Below are 18,596 nucleotides of genomic sequence, written 5' to 3'. Positions count from 1 at the left end.
GTTTCGCGCTGCGGGCGAGGCCGCGGCGGCGGGATAAGAAGCGCACGCGATGCGCGCGCATGCGAAGGAAGGGGACTGTGATGAAAAACGCGTTATCTGTGAGCATGGGGAGGATGTGCGTCGCGAGCGCGGTGCTGCTGTGCCTGCTGCTCGGCGGGTGCAAGACGCCGCCGCTTCATCGTGGGCTCACGCAGACGCAAGTCACGGCGCTGAAGTCGGCCGGGTTTCAGGAGACCGAGCAGGGGTTCGAGTTCGGGTCGACGGGGCCGATTTTGTTTGACTTTGATCGGTATAACCTCAAGCCGGTCGTCAGGCGGATCGTCGAGCGGATCGGGAGGACGTTGAGGTCGGCCGGGATCAATGGTGTGCGGGTTTATGGGTACTCGGACGAGGAAGGGGAGACGGCTTACGATCTCGAGTTGTCCCGGCGGCGGGCGGAGGTGGTGGCGATCGAACTGGTGGATGTGGGGTTGGACGGCAAGCAGATCGCGGTGGTCGGGAAGGGGAAGAGCGATCCCGTGGGGGATAACCGGACACCCGCCGGGCGGGCGCAGAACCGGAGGGCGGCGATTGTGGTGTCGCCGCGGTGAGGGGAGCGCATGCGTTGGGCTGTAACAGTTTGCCACCATTGCCATGCAGAAGCCCGAACGTCCATTCGCGAGCGGCGAACCTTGATGATCACGGCAACCGGGCCGGATCTGCGGCACGAAACGGATACGCGTGACTGGAAGTTTCCCGGAAAATCTGAAACGAAGTATTCAACTGCCTGAATAAAATCGTTCCGCCTTTTTTGAACGCTGCATGGCCAAGCGGCGAGTGCAGCGGCTACCGGAACGTGTATGGCCCTAGAACCCAACGACCTGCTTCGACATTTCGAACGTGAGCTTGCGCTGCTGCGCCGTTCGATGCAGACGTTCGCGCAGCGCTTTCCCAAGATCGCCGCGCGCCTTGCGATCACTGGCGAGCATTCGGACGACCCGCACGTCGAACGCTTGTTGCAGTCGTTCGCGTTGCTGGCGGCGTCTCACGACATCCGTCTCGAGGATGACGTGCCTGCGTTTTCACACAGCCTTCTCGAATCGCTGCACGGCACGTTCCTGCGCCCGTTTCCTTCCTGCGCGATTGCGCAATTTCGTGGCGGCCAGACCGACAAGCAGACCGCACCTCGCGTCATCCCCCGCGGTGACCGATTGATCGCGCCGGCCGGCCGCGAAGTATTTCGGATGACAGATGACGTCACGATCGTGCCGTTGACCGTCGCGGCCGTGCGTTACACGACGTCGGCGATCGCACCGCGAGATGCGGCGTTGCCCGCCGAAACGTCCGGCTTCCTGAGCATCACGTTCGAGCTGACTGCATCGGAAGCCACGTTTGCGATCGTGCCGGACAGGCTGCGCCTGCACTTCACCGGTGCGCGCGAGGTTGTCGCTGCACTCGCGGACGCCGCGCTGCTGCTTGCCGTACGAAGTTTCGCCGAAGTGGGCGAGTCCGGTCGCTGGAAGCGCCTGCCGGGCGTGGCGGTCACGGCCGTCGGCGTCGAGCCGGCCGATGCGCTGCTCGCCCCGCCGCCCGACGACACCCTCGGGCCGTTTCACCTGCTGATGACGTACTGCGCCGCGCCGGAGCGTTTCGACTTTGTCGACGTCGACATGAGGCCGCTCAAGCGAGCCGCCGGCGACGGTCGTCGCGTCGCGCTGCACCTCGCGATCGCCGGCGTGCATCGGGATTCGCATCGCGCCCAGCGTCTGGCCGCCGCGACGGCGGACCATGTGCGCTTGTTCTGTACGCCCGTGATCAACCTGTTCCCGGACGATGCTGCGCCGATCGAGACGCGTGCCGGTTGCGCGTATTACCCGGTGAAGGCGCTGGCTCAGGCCGGTACGCCGCGCACGGACATCTGGTCGATCGACTCCGTGCGTGAGATTTCCGACGCGGGGACATCGGCACTGGCGCCATTCCATTCCCTGCGGCACGGCATGGACGGCCGTCCCGGGTTGTTCTGGACTGTATTGCGCGACGAGGCGAGGCGGGCACCGAAGCGGAAGCCAGTCGACTCCGACGCCAAACAGGCGGACAAAGCGCCGACACCGACGCCTACCCCGGACGAGACGCCAGAGCCGCTCCACGGCGTCGAACTCCAGCTCACCGACCGGGACGGCCAACCTGCCGATCCGGGCAAGCGCAATCTGGCGATCCGGCTTTCCTGTACCCAGGGCGACCTGTCCGGGATGCAGGCGTGCGAACTGACGCCGGCGGAAGGCGACCCGGTGGGAGCGATCATGTTGCTGAACCGGCCGACCCGGTGCCGGGCGCGGGCTTTCCGCCACGGGGAGCTGTGGGATCTGCTGTCGCTTCTCGTGCCCCAGGCGATCCGGCTGGACAAAGGCGGCCTGGCTCAGCTCAGGCGGCTTTGCGCGCGCTGGGCGGAGGATTCGGTCGATGCCGGACGGCGCTTCGATGCGCTCGTCTCGTTGTCGACCGCGCGCGTGCGGTGCTGGCTGCCCGGCAAGCCGGCCTCGGCGTTCGTGCAAGGGCTGGAAGTGCGGCTGGTCGTGGACGAGCAGCGCTTCGCCGGGTTCAGCCTGGGCGGGTTCGCGCACGTGATGGACCGGTTTTTCGCGCCGTACGTTCCGGTTACCAGCTTCGTGCAGATCGTGCTGTTTTCAGCCCATACCGGTGCGGTGCTTCGGCGTGGGCAACCTTGTCCCGGCACCCAGCCTTTGATCTAGTTCCCGATTATTGGGGCGATAACGAAAACGTTTGCGAACGCGTCTTTCGCGCCCCCGGGTTTTGACCTACATTATCGAGGCTTCGGCCCGGCGAACCGGCCGACAGAACCTGAGAACACAAGCAAGGAACAAGAATGAGTTTCGCTCCGAACGGGGGTATTCCCAACGGTTTGGGCGGCAGTGCGCTCGGCTCCCTGAGCGCGCTCGGCGGCCTCGCAGGTCCGATCGCGTCGAGTGTTGCCGGAAGCGTCGGCCCGCTCGCCGGCCTGGCCGGGCACGTCGACACCGTCCAGCGTGCGATGCAGCTCGCGCAAACCGGTTTCTCGCTGATGGACAAGACGCCCGGCGCGATTGCCGAGGCGATCAACGGCGCCGCCAACCCCGCGCGCCTGACCCAGCTCAATCGCTACGTGACGCTCGATACGCCGCTCGGCCCGGACGTGCTGCTGGTCAGCGCGGCCGTCGTCGACGAGTACGTGAATCGGTTGCCGGAGATTCACCTCGACCTGCTGTCGCATCGCCACGACCTTCGCCCGGACGACCTGATCGGCCAGCAGGTCAAGATCCGCTTCGACCAGCAGGCGCGCCTGTCGACGCTCGAACGCTTCGTCGCAACCGGCACTGGCGATACCGACCGCTACTTCGACGGCTACGTCGCATCGTTCGACCGCGCCGGCAATCCCGGGAACGTCACGCAGTATCACCTGACGGCCGTGCCGTGGTTCTGGTTCCTGACGCGCTCCACCGACTGCCGGATCTTCCAGAACAAGACCGCGCAGGACATCCTCACCGAGATTTTCCAGGAGCACGGGTTTTCCGATTTCGTGTTCGATATCCGGACGAGCCAGAAGCCGCTCGAGTACGTCGTGATGTATCAGGAGACTTACTACAACTTTTGCGCGCGGCTGATGGAGCAGGAGGGGCTGGTCTGGACGCACCGCTACGAGAAGGACAAGCATTTCCTCGTGATCGGCGACACGAACCTGCTGTTCCGTCCGATCGACGGGCTGGCCACCGTGCCGTTCGCCGCGACCGAGGCGAGTGAGGACAGCGGTATCGACCAGTTGCACGAGGGCCGGCGCTTCGGGGTCGGCAAGGTCACGTTTCGCGACTTCAATTACCAGAATCCGTCGTCGCCGCTGATGCTGGTCGAGGCCGAGCCGCAGAACCTCAAGCATGCGCGGCTCGACGCGACCGAGCGGTTCGAGCACCAGTCGCTGTACGACCATGGCGACGACGGCAACCGCTATGCGCGTTTCGCGATGGAGGCCGAAGAGGCGCAGGCCCATCGCTATACCGGCGGCGGCTATGCGTGGCGCATGACGACGGCCGGCGCCGTCACGGTGGCGAATCATCCCGTCCTCGAGAACAACCAGGAATACGTGATCCTGCATGTGCGGCACGAAGCGGTGAACGATTACACGCAGCACAGCGCGAAGCTGCCGTACCGCAATTCGTTCGCGCTGCTGCCGAAGAAGATTCCGTACCGTGCGCCGCGCGCGACGCCGAAGCCGGTGATTCACGGCACGCAGTCGGCGATCGTCGTCGGGCCGAAGGGCGAGGAGATCTATACCAACGGCAGCGCCGTGAAAGTGCACTTTCCGTGGGACCGGCGCGGCAAGAAGGACGGCTCCGATTCGATGTGGGTGCGCGTGTCGCAACCGTGGGCCGGCGACGGCTGGGGCGCGGCCGCGATTCCGCGGATCAAGCAGGAAGTGCTGGTCGCGTTCAACCAGGGCGATCCCGACAACCCGGTGATCGTCGGTCGCGTGTTCAACGGCGAGCAAGGGAATCCGTACCACGGCGCGGCTGGCCAGACGATGGGGATCAAGAGCCAGACGCACAAGGGGCAGGGGTCGAACGAAATCCGCATGACCGATACGAACGGCATGCAGGAGTTCTTCATGCACGCGCAGAAGGACATGAACACCGTCGTCGAGAACAACGAGACGCACAAGGTGCTGGGCCCGATGCGTACCGTGCTGGTGGCGACGGGTAGCGAAGAGAAGCAGATTCCGCAGGGCAACCTGACCGAGACGATCGCCGAGAAGCGCAGCACGACCGCGACCACCGTCGAGGTGACGACGCCGGCCAAGGACGGCGGCGGCGGCACGCAGATGTACGTGGCCGAGCGCGGCATCCTGCTGAAGGTGCAGGACAGCTCGATCTCGCTCGCGCCGGAAGGCATCCGCCTCGAACACAAGGGTTCCGTGATCCTGATGACCGACGACGGCGTGATGGTCAACGGCAAGCGCATCGACCTCAACAAATAACTCGAACAACACCAGCCATGCACTACGCAATCCACGAAGGCACCTTCGAACTGCCGGACGCGGCGCTCGACCGCACCGTCAACATCCTGATGATGAACGTCGGCCCCGGCGGCCTCAACCTCGTGATCGCCCGCGGGCGGTTTCGCGACGGCGAGAATCTCGACGCATTCGTCGCGCGCGAATGGGAAGTGGCGTCGCGCGATGCGCGGATGCTCACCGAGAAGGCGCGCCGGCCGATCGTGGTCGGCGGGCGCGCGGGCATCCAGATCGATTCCACGCACGAACGGGACGGCCGGCTCTGGCATCAGATGCAGACCATGTTCCCATCGGACGACGCCGGCCGCGTGCTCGTGATGACGCTGACCAGCGCGGCGCCGCTGACCGACGAACAGCAGGCGATCGCCGACCGCATGCTTGCCAGTTTCCAGCCGCGCGCGGCTCGGCCGACCCTGCTCGGGCCGGGTGACGCGTCGTGAGCGCGGAACACTTCGCCGCCGCCCGCTTCGAAGACCCGATCCAGCACACGTCGTTCTGGGGCGAACTTGCCGGCACGGTCGGGTCGGTCATCGGCGGTGCCGTCGTCGGCGCGTTGGTGGCCGAGGCGATGGAGGGGCTGGTGTTCGTCGGCCTCGCCGCGCTCGAAATCGGCACGGCCGGGTTGGCGACGCCGCTCGTGATTGCGATCGGCGTGGGCGTCGCGGTGGGATCCGGCGCGCTGATGGAAGCGAGCGGCATGAACGAAGCCATCGACGACGGCGCGAAGGCGCTGGCCGATTCGATCGCGCCGCCCGAGATCAAGGGCAAGATCGCGAGCGGCTCCGGCAACGTGTACGTCAACGACAAGCCGGCGGCGCGGGCCGCGCAGCCGGGGGATCTCGATACCGTCGCGTGCACGGATCATCCTGGGCCGCAGATGATTGCCGATGGGTCGGGGAGCGTTTATATCAACGATCAGCCGGCCGCGCGCGTCGGCGACAAGACGACTTGCGACGGGACGATCGCCGAAGGCTCCGATAACGTTTTCATCGGCGGCGGCACGCAGCGCGTGCGGGACGTCAAGTCGGCGACGCGGCTCGGCTGGCTCGGCGCCGCGCTGGGGATTGCGCTGGCGGTTTGCGGCCGCGGCAAGATGAGCTGGGGGCAGTTCCTGAAGAGCAAGGTGCCGTGTATCGCGATGAATTTCGCGGCGAGCGCGTTCGGGACGTGGCTCGGCAGTCTGGCGAGACCTTCGGCCGGGCATCCGGTCAACGTCATCACCGGCGGCAAGGTTCTCGACGGCACGGACGACACCGACTTCGCATTGCCCGGGCCGCTGCCGATCGTGTGGCGGCGTTTTTACAGCAGCCATGACGATCGTGCGGACAGCCTGTTCGGCACCGGCTGGAGCGTGCCGATCAGCGTCGAGCTGCGGATTGCGCGCGAGCACGGCGAGGTCACGTCGATCACGTATTGGGACGAGCAGGGGCGCGATATCGAATTTCCGGCCGTGCCGCCGGGTGAGAGTCATTTCAGCGTGCCTGAAGGCATCTATCTGATCTGTACTGCCGGCGGTCACTATGTGGTTGAAACGGTCGACGGTCTGTATCGCGATTTCGGTCGTGCGCGCAGCGACGCCGACAGCGAGACGCTCAAGCTGTGGCGTATCGAGGATCGCAACGGCAACTGGATCGAGGTCGAGCAGAAAGCGGCCGATGACGTCGTGCGGCCCGGGCTGCTGCGTGATAGCGCCGGTCGTGTGTTGACGCTTGTCTACGATTCGTCGCACCCCCGACGCATCGCCGCGATCGAGCTGACGCGTGGTGTGGACGGCGAACATCCCGATACGCTCGTGTGTTACACGTACAACGATGCCGGCGAGCTGGTGGCCGTGACCGATCGCAGCGGTCACGTCGGGCGACGGTTCGCGTACGAGCGCGGACTGATGGTGCAGCACACGTTGCGCGGCGGCTTGACGTGCTTTTATGGGTGGCAGGGCGTCGGCCGCGACGCGCGTGTCGTGCGCCACTGGACCGACGACGGCGAAGCGTACACGTTCGATGCGGATCTCGTTCAGCGTTCGGTGACGATCACCGACCAGATCGGGCGCGTCACGCAATGGACGTGGAACGAGGATCGGCAGCCGACGAGCCATACCGACGCCGAAGGCCATGTGTGGCGGCTCGAGTGGAACGCGATGCGGCAATTGGTCAGCACGACCGATCCGGCCGGAAACACGACGCGCTTCGAATATGACGAGCGCGGCCGGCAGACGCAGCGTATCGATGCGCTCGGCCAGGTCGAGCGGACCGAGTGGAACGGGCACTACGATCTGCCCGTCGCTGAAACCGATCCGGCCAATGCGCGCTGGATCTATCGCTACGACGATCGCGGCAACCTGACGATGACGCGCGACCCTGCAGGTTTCGCGACCGAGTATTACCGGGACGATCGCGGGCTCGTTCATACGATTCGCGATGCGCGTGGCGGGTACAAGTTCCTCGAATGGAATGGTCGGGCGCAATTGACGTCTTATACCGATTGTTCCGGAAAGGTCACGCGGTTCGCGTATGACGCACGTGGTGCGCTCGCGCGGGTGACGGATGCGGCCGGGCAGGCCACCGTGTATGAAACGGATGCGATGGGGCGCGTTACCGGGATCGGGACGGCTGACGGTGCGCGTCAGACGTTTCGATACGATGCGGCCGGGCGGCTCGTCGAGGTCGTTGATGCGAATGGGCGTAGTACGCGGTATGAACTCGATCCGCGTGGGTTGCTGTTGTCGCGCACGGATGCGGCGGATCGCGTGGTGCGGTTCGGTTACGACGATGCTTTCAGGCTTGCTAGCCTCACCAACGAAAATCGCGAGACATACCGTTTCCAGTATGACCGGCGCGATCTGGTTTCCGCGCAGATCGGGCTCGATGGCCACAAGCGTACCTACGAGTACGACGTGTGCGGCCAGGGCACGATTGTCCGCGATGGACAGATCGAGACGCGATACGAGCGCGATGCGATCGGGCAGTTGACGGCGAAGCAAGCTCCGCACGAGCGTTGTGAATACCTGTATGACAAGGCCGGGCGAATTACGTCGGCCGAGTTGTACGCGATTGCCGCGCGTGGGCCGTCGCTGAAGAATCGGGTCAGCCTGAAATACGACGCGCGCGGTGAGGTCGTCGAGGAATACACGCCGACTGGCTGGCTCGCGCACACTTACGATGAGCTTGGCAATCGCGTCAGCACGACGATTTCCGGCGAACGAACGATCGATTGGCTGCATTACGGGTCGGGGCATGTGCACCAGATTCGTTTCGATGGTGCTGCAGTGGCGGATATCGAACGGGACGATCTGCATCGCGAGGTGCTTCGGACGCAGGGCAAGCTTACGAGCCACTTCGGGTATGACGCGGTGGGACGCCGTGCGCGACAAACTGCGCAGCGAGGTACGGTGGGCGGCGAGTTGCTTGCGAAGCAGTGGCAATACGATGCAGCGGGCGACGTGATTCAGAAGCGCGATCAGCGCTACGGCACCACGAGCTATCGGTATGACCCGACGGGGCGTATCGAGCAGGCCGTGGGGCCGGGATTGCCGTCGGAAGTGTTTCGCTGGGATGCGGCGGCTAACCTGGTGTCGAGCGATCACCCGGGCGGCTTTGTCGAGCACAACCGGCTCAAGATGTTCGAGGACAAGCGCTTCGAGTACGACTCGTATGGGCGGTTGGTTCGCAAGCTGAGCGGGCACGGGCCGGCCAAAGAGCTGATTCTCGAATACGACGATTGGAACCAGTTGAAGTCGGTCGTGACGAAGGACCGGCTCGGCATCGCGACGACGCACTTCGAATACGACGCGTTCGGGCGGCGGATACGGAAGCTCAACGGCAGTTACGCGAGTACGGATTTCCTGTGGGATGGCATGCGGTTGGTGCAGGAGACGTATCACGATCGTCGCGGTGAGGAAGCGCTGACTTATTTGTACGAGTCCAATAGTTATGTGCCGCTGGCTCGGATTGATCAAGGGAAGGCGGCGGCTAATGATGCGGATGCACGGGATGCCGTCTACTACTTCCACAACGACGTTTCGGGGCTGCCGGAGGAACTGACTGACGCGGATGGCGAGCTGGTCTGGCAGGCACGCTACAAGGTGTGGGGCAATGCGGTGCAGGAGGAGTGGATTGCGCGGGTGCCGCAGCGGCCGACTGCCACGTGGGGCGAAGTGTCTGTGGTCGCGCCGACGCCGACACACGTACCGCGACCACAGAACCTGCGCTTCCAGGGGCAGTATCTGGATCGCGAGACCGGGTTGCACTACAACACTTTCCGGTTCTACGATCCGGACATCGGGCGATTCATTAATCCGGATCCGATTGGGGTGGTAGGAGGGGTTAACCTTTACCAATACGCCCCCAACCCTATAACCTGGATTGACCCCTGGGGGCTATCGTGCTCCAGTGACGCGAAGGAACTTGCACAAAATCTTGGAAACAGACCTAGCGCTGACTACCGGGCGCACCATATCGTAATGTCGAATTCGACTGATCCGAGAATGGTGGCGTTGCGAACCAAGATGGATAATCTCGGGATACCAATCAATGCGGGTGAAAATGGTGCTTGGCTGCCTAAAGACACTGGCTCGCGCCTAGCCGGCGACTTATCGACCGCCCATGCTGGGGAAGGTGTTCACAGTAACGCATACAAACAATACGTTTTTGATCATTTGGATAATGCAAATACGGTCCCCGATTTTCATGCTGGATTGGATAAAATAAGGACCGACCTTGAGAGCGGGAAGACTTTCCCCAGGAAAAGATAGGTGAGAAATGAAGAAAGACGATCTTGTTAAGCTGCTGCATGAAAGTGATGGAGCTTATTCAAAGTTTTTGAAGCACGCGAAAGAGAACACTAAATCAGAAGGGTGGGGAACTGGTGTCGGTGCCCCGTTTTCTCTCGAGCCCTATCGTACTGAGATACTTGGAGTGAAGCCCGGCCGTATGTTGAAAGGCAAATCGGAGCCCGGACCCCGACGGTATTGTTATTCGTACGATGATCAAGGGCGAGTAATACATATGGTTGCGTATGGTAAATTGGGCGGTCCACCCGGAAACCAGGATTGGATGCGTTCCGATGATTTTTATCAATATTCAGAAAATTCTGCAACTCGGTACGTATATGGAAATACATTTAAAGAGAATCCCGATTCGCAGGTGACTCGAGTTGTGCGATTGAACTATTTAAAGGGAAAGGTCTCTAGTGTATTTCAGCTTGAAAAACGAAATCTTGAGTATACGGAGACGAATTATTCATATGATGCTGATGGGAGTATTGTCGGGATAGTGGTTAAATGGCCGGAGGGGCGTTTTCCTGATCGAGTGTTATCGGTGGAGGGCGGCGGCGGTGATGTGAAGATTTTTGAAATTCGTGGCGAAAGAAAGATTCCCGTTTATCCGGAGCCTTAACGCGATCGGTGGTTGGGTTAACTTAAATAGAAGAAGCAGCGGTTTTCGTGCGGCAATTTGTCCCTCGCTCCCGCTGGAGGGAAGTTTCGAGAAAAGGGTGCCGGAGATATGCAATAAGAGCGAAACGGGGCGGTAGTCGATGATCCATATGGGTGCCGATGGCCGCGCTGGATCCTGCATGCCCCTAGTGAGAGGTCGGGCGATGAATAGGGATGAATTGATCGTACTGGTCGGAAGAATGAGAGAGTCAAATTATGCCTCCGACGAGGAGGCTGAAAATGACATTGAAATTTTGAATGCGAATGTGATTGATCCGAGTGCAATGGATTATATATTTCAGAAAAAGTGCGAGGATATGTCGCTGGAGGAAATTGTGGAGAAAATGCTTTCGTATAAACCGATGCAATTGTAAGTTGTGTTAAGAGCGGGGCGCGCGGAGGGCGATTCGTCCAATAACCAAGGGTGGTGTTTGAGTGTGACTCTTCTCGAATACGCGGACTTTTGTCGATCTGGCTGAAGGGGTTTGTGTTGATATTTGTGATTTATAGTCGAATAAAATGAATTCCATATGAGCTTGTGGGTAAAAGAGGTGTAACGGTTGGGGGGGCTCGTGCGAATTTATAATTCTCTGTTGGGGCTAACCGAAAATATCCAGTCGTTGCCAGAAAAAGACTGGATTTACGCAAATGTTGATTCCTGGCGGAGTGACCCAGAGCGGGCGAGGTTTTTCTACATCCCGTGGGATTACATTCAAGATCTGGATGATGATGAAATTTATGTGGACGACGAGGGCATGGAGATGCCGAAGTCAGTTGAGAAGTATAACTTGAGATGTTGGATGTTGGTGAATCAGCTGAGCCATATTTTAAAAAAACAAGATCGATGAAAATGATAATGTCAGGTGGTTTATTGATGAGATAAATTATTATCGTGAAAATGATGAATTTAGGACTTAAATTTTAACATCGAGAAATTTGCAATACTGCTTGATTATTCGGTTCGAGCAGTCATATGACATTCTTTCGCGTTGATCGGTCGCGAGCGAAAATAGATTAAAATGGAGAGCTGATCAGGTGGTCTCGGTAAGTTGGTTTCAATGCTTGTATTGCCGGGGCGACGAGGCTTGTGTATACCATTTACTGGTTCATGGCACGCGATCCGACTGGGTCGTGCGGCGGTCGAATTTTATCGCTATGCCGTGAATCCACGTATGTGGACCACTACATTTGGTTGCGCGCTTCACCAAACTGCGATGACTCTCTACACGCTCGACGGGCAATGAGATTATGGGGGCACTATTTAAAGAGGGAGTGCTGCAAGTGGGATTGGCAAGGCTTATGGTCCATCTATTTCTAGGCAAATAAATATAAATGATTTCTAAGCTTGGTCGTTGCTTGAGCGTTGTTCTTCTGGAAGATATTGATTTTCTTGGTCTGGTTGAAAAAAATCGAAAATGCATTTGGTGCGCGTCTTTCGGTGAAGGATAAAAAGGGGCGTTGTATCGCAGATTGGGATGGCGATGATTTTTCTATCGAGGTCGTTGATCGGGTTGATCGACTTGCTGATTTTTTGTCTGATGGAAATCACATTGTTGATGTTTTTATCGAGTCGGATGAGAATTTCAATGAAAAATTTGAGGGTAAAATAAAATCCATCTTCAAAAATGGTGGGGTTGCGTGGGGTCGTGCGGTATGGTCGCAAGTTAGTCGAGATGAAAGTTTGCGAGAGATATATCCTGATTCGGATTGATTTTCAATTGCGAGTGTTGACGGGGTTTTCTATTGCGACGTCATTCATTGCCGATTTTTGAGAAGCAGATGAGGCTGTCGCACAATAGCGCTCCGTTGTCCGGTTGTGGGATTTCGTTCGATGATGGCAAGCGTGGACACCCGTGTGACAAGGCTGGCCGAATCACATCGGCCGTGTTGTACGCGTTTCACGTGTTGAAACATTGAGGTGTGTAGATGGACGTTGAACTGAAAAAGAAGTTTGAGAAGAGATTGCAAGAGGTTCTCAAGGGAAATATAAATGAGATCGGCGTCAAGGTGTCGAGAGGTGAAATTATTGTCGACCGCGAAGGGGCGGGTAGTGGGCGAATCGGATTCAGGTTTCTAAGAAATGCAAACGGGTATATTCTTTCTGCTGCTGCTGATTCTCCTCGTCTTCAGGATTTCTATGTAGGCAGTAATCCTCCATACAAGTCAAAGATTCCGACGGGGTTGGTTCTGGCGATGAATACATCTATGGAAGCGGTAAAATCATTTTCGCCGAGTGTCGGCGGGGTGGTTGATTTGCCGCGGAATGAGGTGGAGATGGAATCGACGTGTCGATGGATATGTGAAAAAGTGGTGGGTATTTACTTGCCGAGAGTGGTAAATGCGGTGGAGGTTAATTCGGGGTTGATTAAGGATGTAATGGACAACCCGAACTACTACTCGTACCCATTTTTGACTATCGTTTTCGCGGCGAAGAAGAATGGTGTCGGTCAAGATGGACTGGATGTCGAGTATTTGCTGGGTAAAAATGTGTCCGGGAATAAGTCGTTTGATCGAAGTATTTTGAAGGCTTATCTTTAAAGGTGGCGATTTGCTTGGGATCGCCTTGGTGTCAAAAAATAAAAATTACGCAGAATTTCCGCTTGACTCTTGTGGGGTGTTCGATGAATTAAAATTTTCTTCGGATGTATCACGTCCGCGAACAGTGTATTTGCGAGTTGACCTTTGAGGTGGGAAGAAAGATAAACTGCTCTTGCTGCAGTAGGTGTAGATGATGAACCGATCTAGCAGCCTCAGCGCATTCCGGAGGGATATCAGTCAATTATGGGAAAATTGAATGTTATTGTCGAGAAAATGAAGGCGGATTGGTCTGTGGCGAGAAGGGTTGTTCATTTTGGAAAGGAATGTCATTTTTTACTGAGATCTGATTTCGCTGATTCGGTTGCGTTTGATTCGGCGATTCGGGGTATTCCGGATTCCGCGTCCGAGCTTGCGAAATTTTGGAAAATATCCGAGCGGGCAGATTTATTCAAAGATGATGGGTACGGGCAGTGGGGCGTTGAGGTATTGTCTCCTCAAGAGGCCATTGATGAAACTGCGAGGCAAAGGGGAAGAAGGCCGCGAGAGTTTCTGAGTGGTGATGTTGTTTTTGCTCGTTTTTACGGGGATTCAGAATTATTGTTGATGGATCTTGCTGGTGCGGTTTGCGTTGCTTTGCCTTTGGATAGTCGGTGTGACTGGCCGAAGGTTGCGGATTCGTTTGAGGATTTTTTGGAAAAATTGACAGATTCTCAGGGGGCGAAATATTGGGAGCCTCCGGAGAAAAGTCGCTAGTCTAGGAGTGGCGATCCGGCATGTTTGGCAGTTCGAGGGGATTGTGAAACGGCAGTCGGGGAGTAGCGCAATCGATCCGGCTGGCAACGCGACGCACTTCGAGCATGGTTCGTATGGGTCACTCGTTCGCAAGGTGAGTGAGCATGGGCCTGCCAATGAGCTGGATCTCGAATACAACATTCGAAACCAGCTTAACACCGGCGTGACGAAGGACTATCTTGCTGTCAGACAACGCACTTCGAATTTGCGGCGTGAACTTGGGATACGACAACGCGTTCCAGGTCCCGAGACGGGCGTTGTGACCGCACCCGCATAGAACGAAACGCAGCCAGGGAATCGACTAACCATGCATCGGGGCGCAAAACGTGCGTTTCCAGGGACAATATTTGTATGGTGAGACTGGGGCTGCACTACACACTTTCCGAGTGTGCAGCTCGGACATCGGCTATTTCATCAATCTGGTTCCGTCACGTCTGCATGACCAGCGACGTCAACTGCGCCGCGCGCGTTACTTCCGTCTTCGCATAGATCGACTTGATCTGTGAGCGGATCGTGCCGATCGACACGCCGCGCAGCTCGGCGCATTCTTGCGGCGAGCGTCCGTCGCAACACAGCAGTACCGCGAGATCGGCTTCGGCCGACGACAGTCCGTAGAACACGCGCAGCCGCTGCGCGCGTGCCGCCGGCGAACGCAGGTCGGCTGCCGTCATCAATGCCGTGACGCCCGGCCGCTCGCGCAAAAGGCGTGACTGTTCGGGCACCGGTATCAGCGCGAGCGGCAGCGGTTCTCCCGTCGCACGGCGCAGCAACAGCCCACCGCGCGCGAACGCGCGCCGCCATTGCGCATCGTCGACGCAGCCTTCCGGCGCGAAGCGCCCGTTCACGATTCGCAGCGCAGGTTCCGCCGCGATCAGTTGATCGGCTGCGCGATTCGTATAGCGGAGTTCGCGTTGCGCGCCGAGCAAGAACACCGGCACCAGAAGCGCATCGAGCGCCGATTCCGCGGCGGCCACGCGTGCTTCGAGTTCGCCAATGCGTGCCTCGATCCGCAACGCGCGGCTGATGTGTGCGCCCATGCTTTCGATCGCGACGCGCTGTGCGTCCGACAGGCCCTGCGATTCGGGGCCGCTCTGTACGCTGAGGAATGCGCCGGTGTGCTCACCGCGATGGATATACAGGCCGGCGATGCTGCCGATCCCGTATGGTTTCAGGAATTCCTGGTAGAACACGCAGTGGTCGCGCTGTGGGCGGGACAGTTGCTTGGCGTCCTCGAACCAGCGACCAGTCGGCCAGTTGCCGGCGATCGGTACGACCGGGTCATACAGATAGAACTCGGTGTTGTATGCGCGGCGGCAATCGGCAACCCACGGCTCGTCGTCGCCCGCAGCCCGGTCGATGACCGGCACTCCCGCCGCATCGTCGAACGACAGCAGCGTGGCCATGCGCACGCCTACCGACGATCGCAAGCCGTTGAGCACGACTTCCCATCTCTGATCGCCCAGTGCTGCAGCGTAGATGTCATCGAGCAATGCCGATGGAATCAACTCGTTCCGTTGCATTTGGGTACCCCGCGCGATGCGTTCTTGTCGACGGCCTTTCGGGCATCTTACTCATTCTTGTGCGGGGTTCAATATGCCGGGAGCGCTTTCGGCTCGAAGCATGTTGCTTCAGGGGTGCTTCTCGTCAGACGTAATGGCGATTCTCAATGTTTTTCTGCCGTTCTTTTGCATACAGGACAAAAGCAGCGGAATCGCCGGACGAATCGGACATTGCATTTTTTCATCCCCAATCTGGGGGATGAAATCCGATCCAAACATTGCTGAAATCTAGCCCAATGCACGGGGGAACGGAATGGAGTTGACCCTGTACTTCCGGACACCGCATCACCCTTAGGTTGAGGTGCTCATCGCCTACCTGGCCCCCCGTTGAGAGCGCAATTCAAGGTGCTGCTCGTTGTAAGGTTGACGGGTGACGGTCAGATTCCTCGCTGCTATCACAGCGTCTGGCCTGGGCATAAAGGCGACGTAGTCGCGCTTCATCGAATCTCCCGAGCGCGAGCAAGGCACGGTCGTGGGCTTTGGCGGTCAAAGGCAAACTTCTGGCGCTTCCTGTTAAGAAAACCACATAACATGTGTTGGTTGCATTTTCCACACGTTTGCTTGGAGCCTGAGGTTTCCTATGGAACGACGCGTGTTTCTCTCGGTTCTAGGTTCGGCTGCACTCGCGAACAGTTTGCCTGCCTTTGCACAGGCCGATAGATTTGAAACACTGCTTCATCAAATCCAGAATGACCCGGAAATGGTTGAGCAAAGTTGGATCTATCGCGATAAGACGGGGGCTCGCGGCGTACCGCATGGTAAACCCTCTAAGCGGCTATTGAGCCAGCGGTCGATCGATCTGATTGTTGCCTGCGAGGTCGCGAGCGAGGCGGTCTACAAAGCAAAGTATCAACGACCGATCTGGCCAAAGGGGCAGTCAGGCGTGACTATCGGAGTCGGCTACGACCTGCAGTCCGCAAACGCAGCCATCATCGATCATGACTGGCCGATGCTCAGCGTGGACGACCGCGCGCTTCTGACAAGTGTGGCTGCACTCAAGGGGCCCGCCGCAAAGGCAGCTTTGCCGCGTGTGCAATCTGTCGAGATTTCTTGGTCGGACGCCTACACGCAGTTTCTCGCTTTCCTGCGATACCCCACCAAACAGACGGAAGACGCTTTTCCAAACTGCGGAATGTTATCCGACGATAGCTTCGGGGCACTCGTTTCGCTGGTTTACAACCGAGGGCCGTCGACGCATAACAACAAATCTCGGAAAGAGATGTACGAGATCAAGCAATTGATGGCAGCCGAGCAATTCGATAAAGTACCCGATCGAATTCGTGCAATGAAGCACCTCTGGCCGGGCCCCGACCAACGGGGATTACCCATTCGTCGTGAAGCAGAGGCCGCCTTGTTTGAGCGAGGGCGCCGTGCCTGAGGCCACTGCAATGATCACAGTCGCACAACCGGCACTGCGAAACAACAGTTGGCGAGTCCGATTCGGCCGAGTATTGTTGTTGATTGCAACGTCAATTGCATGCTGCGCGGCCTGCGGTCAAACACCGGTCCGCATTGCATTAGTTATTGGCAATACCCACTATAAGCCGAATCCCTCTCTGCCAAACGCATTATCTGACGCGCAAAAGCTGGCTGAACAATTAAGGCGACAGGGCTTTACCTTGCAGCCGAACAGTTACGATCTCGACCGCCCCACTTTAACCAACGTGATCGCTGCATTCGGGAAGCGACTGCGTGCGGCTGGAGACAACGCGGTAGGCTTTTTCTACTATGCTGGCCACGCTGCTCAGGATGAATTCGGCAACAACTATCTGCTGCCGCTCACATCCAAGGCGCGAACTCCCGCCCAAGTTCGCAACGAAGGCACTCCGTTGCAGCCACTGCTGAAGGACATGGAGGAGGCCGGCAACCCAATCAACATCGTTGTGCTCGATGCGTGTCGCCAATGGTATCCGTCTAATACGCCACGAGATCCAAAGGGACTGCACGACATGGGCCGCCGTGGCAGCACGCTCATCGCCTATGCGACACGCGCTGGCGATATCGCTGACGAAGGCGCTTCGCTGGAGAGTAGTCCGTTCTCAGGTCGCTTGATTGAAGCAATAGCGCGACATCCGAACGACCCGATAGTCCTGCTCTTTGACGACGTGAAGACGCTTGTTTCCAACGACACAGGCGGTGAACAACTCCCGCTCGTGGTTAACGGTCTCACTGCGTCAGGCCGCTGGAGCTTCGCCAGCGGCGAGTTCAACGGTGTGCCGGACAAACCTGAGCCGGTCGGAACGCCCGACAAAGTCACTCCTTTCCTGGAGGGCCTCGACCGTGCAAAGCTAGTGCACTTCTTCCGTGGCAGAGAATATTTTGCCGACGCGCTCCTCAAACACCGCGACGTCTTGGCCAAATACGAGATTAATACCCCGATCCGCCTTGCCTACTTTTTAGGCGCCATCGGTTACGAGACCGGGGGATTTAGAGCCAAGGAGGATAGGCTTACATATTCTGCCGCAGCTTTGCGTAAGGACTGGCCTCGCCAAGTGACATCTGACGAAATGGCAAGAAGCCTCGTTGGTAAGCCCGAAGCCATCGCCAACGTGATCTACGGAGGCAGAAGCGACTTGGGGAACGGGCCACCAGGAAGCGGAGATGGCTGGCGCTATCGTGGCCGCAACATATACGGCCTCCTTGTTGTCGGTCGGTACAACTACAAACGTTTCGGCGAAATGGTCGGCGTTGATCTACTCAATTCGCCAGACTTGGTCAATGATCCAGACATTGGATTGGCGGTCTCTGCGGCCATCTGGCACGCATACAATGTCAACCCGGCTGCTGACGCCGGAGACTTGGAACAGATCGCGCGAAGGTTACGCACCCCATTCAATCCCAAGGATACTGGCGAACGGAACTGGTGGGTTAGCCGGGCTAAGACCGCTGTCAATTAGCAGGCGATGGATCGGGGGCTTCGGCATTCCGCTCTGCCTCTCCATCAATCGCTGACCGCGTTCTCGTATGGAAGATCGTTCTACAGACCGCCATGCCCTGCCGATGCCTTTAGTCTCGGATGCGGTCGATCTACTACAACGCGGACTAGGACAATGACAGTCCGATATCCGATCTATCTCCTAACCATCGGCATGAGAGCTGGGCGTGTGTTGGAGCAAACACTTCCTGCGGCCGCTTGCCAACCATCCTGGACCACTCATGTCATGAATGATCAATGGCTGTGAAGAGGCGACACGACCTTTGACTTGGAGTCGACAGCGGTAGATTACAGTCCGACGAC

At 58.5% G+C, this 18,596-nt stretch carries 14 protein-coding genes; 13 read left to right on the top strand and 1 reads right to left on the bottom strand.

The window, feature by feature from the left end; translation table 11 throughout:
- Positions 1-80: 80 nt before the first annotated feature.
- From DIE17_RS12800 to DIE17_RS12740, 11 genes are all read left to right on the top strand, one after another.
- On the top strand, positions 81-590 hold the full coding sequence (locus tag DIE17_RS12800; RefSeq protein WP_044847820.1) for an OmpA family protein: 510 nt from the start codon (positions 81-83) through the stop codon (positions 588-590).
- A gap of 249 nt (positions 591-839) precedes the next feature.
- Positions 840-2,729, top strand: a complete 1,890-nt coding sequence (tssF, locus tag DIE17_RS12795; RefSeq protein WP_124920927.1) for a type VI secretion system baseplate subunit TssF — start codon at positions 840-842, stop codon at positions 2,727-2,729.
- Between the two features lie 134 nt (positions 2,730-2,863).
- Positions 2,864-5,002, top strand: coding sequence for a type VI secretion system Vgr family protein (locus DIE17_RS12790; RefSeq protein ID WP_124920926.1), 2,139 nt, complete (start codon positions 2,864-2,866; stop codon positions 5,000-5,002).
- A 17-nt stretch (positions 5,003-5,019) separates the two neighbouring features.
- A complete protein-coding gene (locus DIE17_RS12785; RefSeq protein WP_039323783.1) occupies positions 5,020-5,478 on the top strand; it encodes a DcrB-related protein in 459 nt (152 codons plus the stop codon).
- Positions 5,475-9,788, top strand: a complete 4,314-nt coding sequence (locus tag DIE17_RS37925) for an RHS repeat-associated core domain-containing protein (RefSeq protein ID WP_260439226.1) — start codon at positions 5,475-5,477, stop codon at positions 9,786-9,788. The genes DIE17_RS12785 and DIE17_RS37925 overlap by 4 nt, the downstream gene beginning before the upstream one ends.
- A gap of 7 nt (positions 9,789-9,795) precedes the next feature.
- Complete coding sequence (locus DIE17_RS12765) at positions 9,796-10,431, top strand: hypothetical protein (RefSeq protein ID WP_124920924.1); 636 nt, start codon at positions 9,796-9,798, stop codon at positions 10,429-10,431.
- Positions 10,432-10,579: 148 nt separating this feature from the next.
- The gene (locus DIE17_RS12760) at positions 10,580-10,843 is read left to right on the top strand and encodes a hypothetical protein (RefSeq protein ID WP_221624892.1); all 264 of its coding nucleotides are present in this window, start codon (positions 10,580-10,582) and stop codon (positions 10,841-10,843) included.
- Between the two features lie 198 nt (positions 10,844-11,041).
- On the top strand, positions 11,042-11,317 hold the full coding sequence (locus DIE17_RS12755; RefSeq protein WP_124920923.1) for a hypothetical protein: 276 nt from the start codon (positions 11,042-11,044) through the stop codon (positions 11,315-11,317).
- A gap of 542 nt (positions 11,318-11,859) precedes the next feature.
- Positions 11,860-12,180: a hypothetical protein gene (locus DIE17_RS12750; protein ID WP_124920922.1), complete on the top strand. Its 321-nt coding sequence runs from the start codon at positions 11,860-11,862 to the stop codon at positions 12,178-12,180.
- A 215-nt stretch (positions 12,181-12,395) separates the two neighbouring features.
- Positions 12,396-13,007 (top strand): hypothetical protein, encoded by a 612-nt coding sequence (locus DIE17_RS12745; protein ID WP_124523194.1) that lies wholly within the window; start codon positions 12,396-12,398, stop codon positions 13,005-13,007.
- A 243-nt stretch (positions 13,008-13,250) separates the two neighbouring features.
- The gene (locus DIE17_RS12740) at positions 13,251-13,760 is read left to right on the top strand and encodes a hypothetical protein (protein WP_124920921.1); all 510 of its coding nucleotides are present in this window, start codon (positions 13,251-13,253) and stop codon (positions 13,758-13,760) included.
- Between the two features lie 467 nt (positions 13,761-14,227).
- Here the strand turns inward: DIE17_RS12740 and DIE17_RS12735 are convergent, their stop codons facing one another.
- Complete coding sequence (locus DIE17_RS12735) at positions 14,228-15,202, bottom strand: helix-turn-helix transcriptional regulator (protein WP_260439225.1); 975 nt, start codon at positions 15,200-15,202, stop codon at positions 14,228-14,230.
- 736 nt (positions 15,203-15,938) lie between these two features.
- Here DIE17_RS12735 and DIE17_RS12730 point away from each other — a divergent pair.
- Complete coding sequence (locus DIE17_RS12730) at positions 15,939-16,736, top strand: hypothetical protein (RefSeq protein ID WP_124920919.1); 798 nt, start codon at positions 15,939-15,941, stop codon at positions 16,734-16,736.
- 10 nt (positions 16,737-16,746) lie between these two features.
- Complete coding sequence (locus tag DIE17_RS12725) at positions 16,747-18,255, top strand: caspase family protein (protein ID WP_124920918.1); 1,509 nt, start codon at positions 16,747-16,749, stop codon at positions 18,253-18,255.
- Positions 18,256-18,596: the final 341 nt, after the last annotated feature.

The organism is Burkholderia sp. Bp9099 (genome assembly GCF_003857805.1).
Taxonomy (GTDB): domain Bacteria; phylum Pseudomonadota; class Gammaproteobacteria; order Burkholderiales; family Burkholderiaceae; genus Burkholderia.
This window is presented reverse-complemented; position numbering and strand designations above follow the sequence as displayed.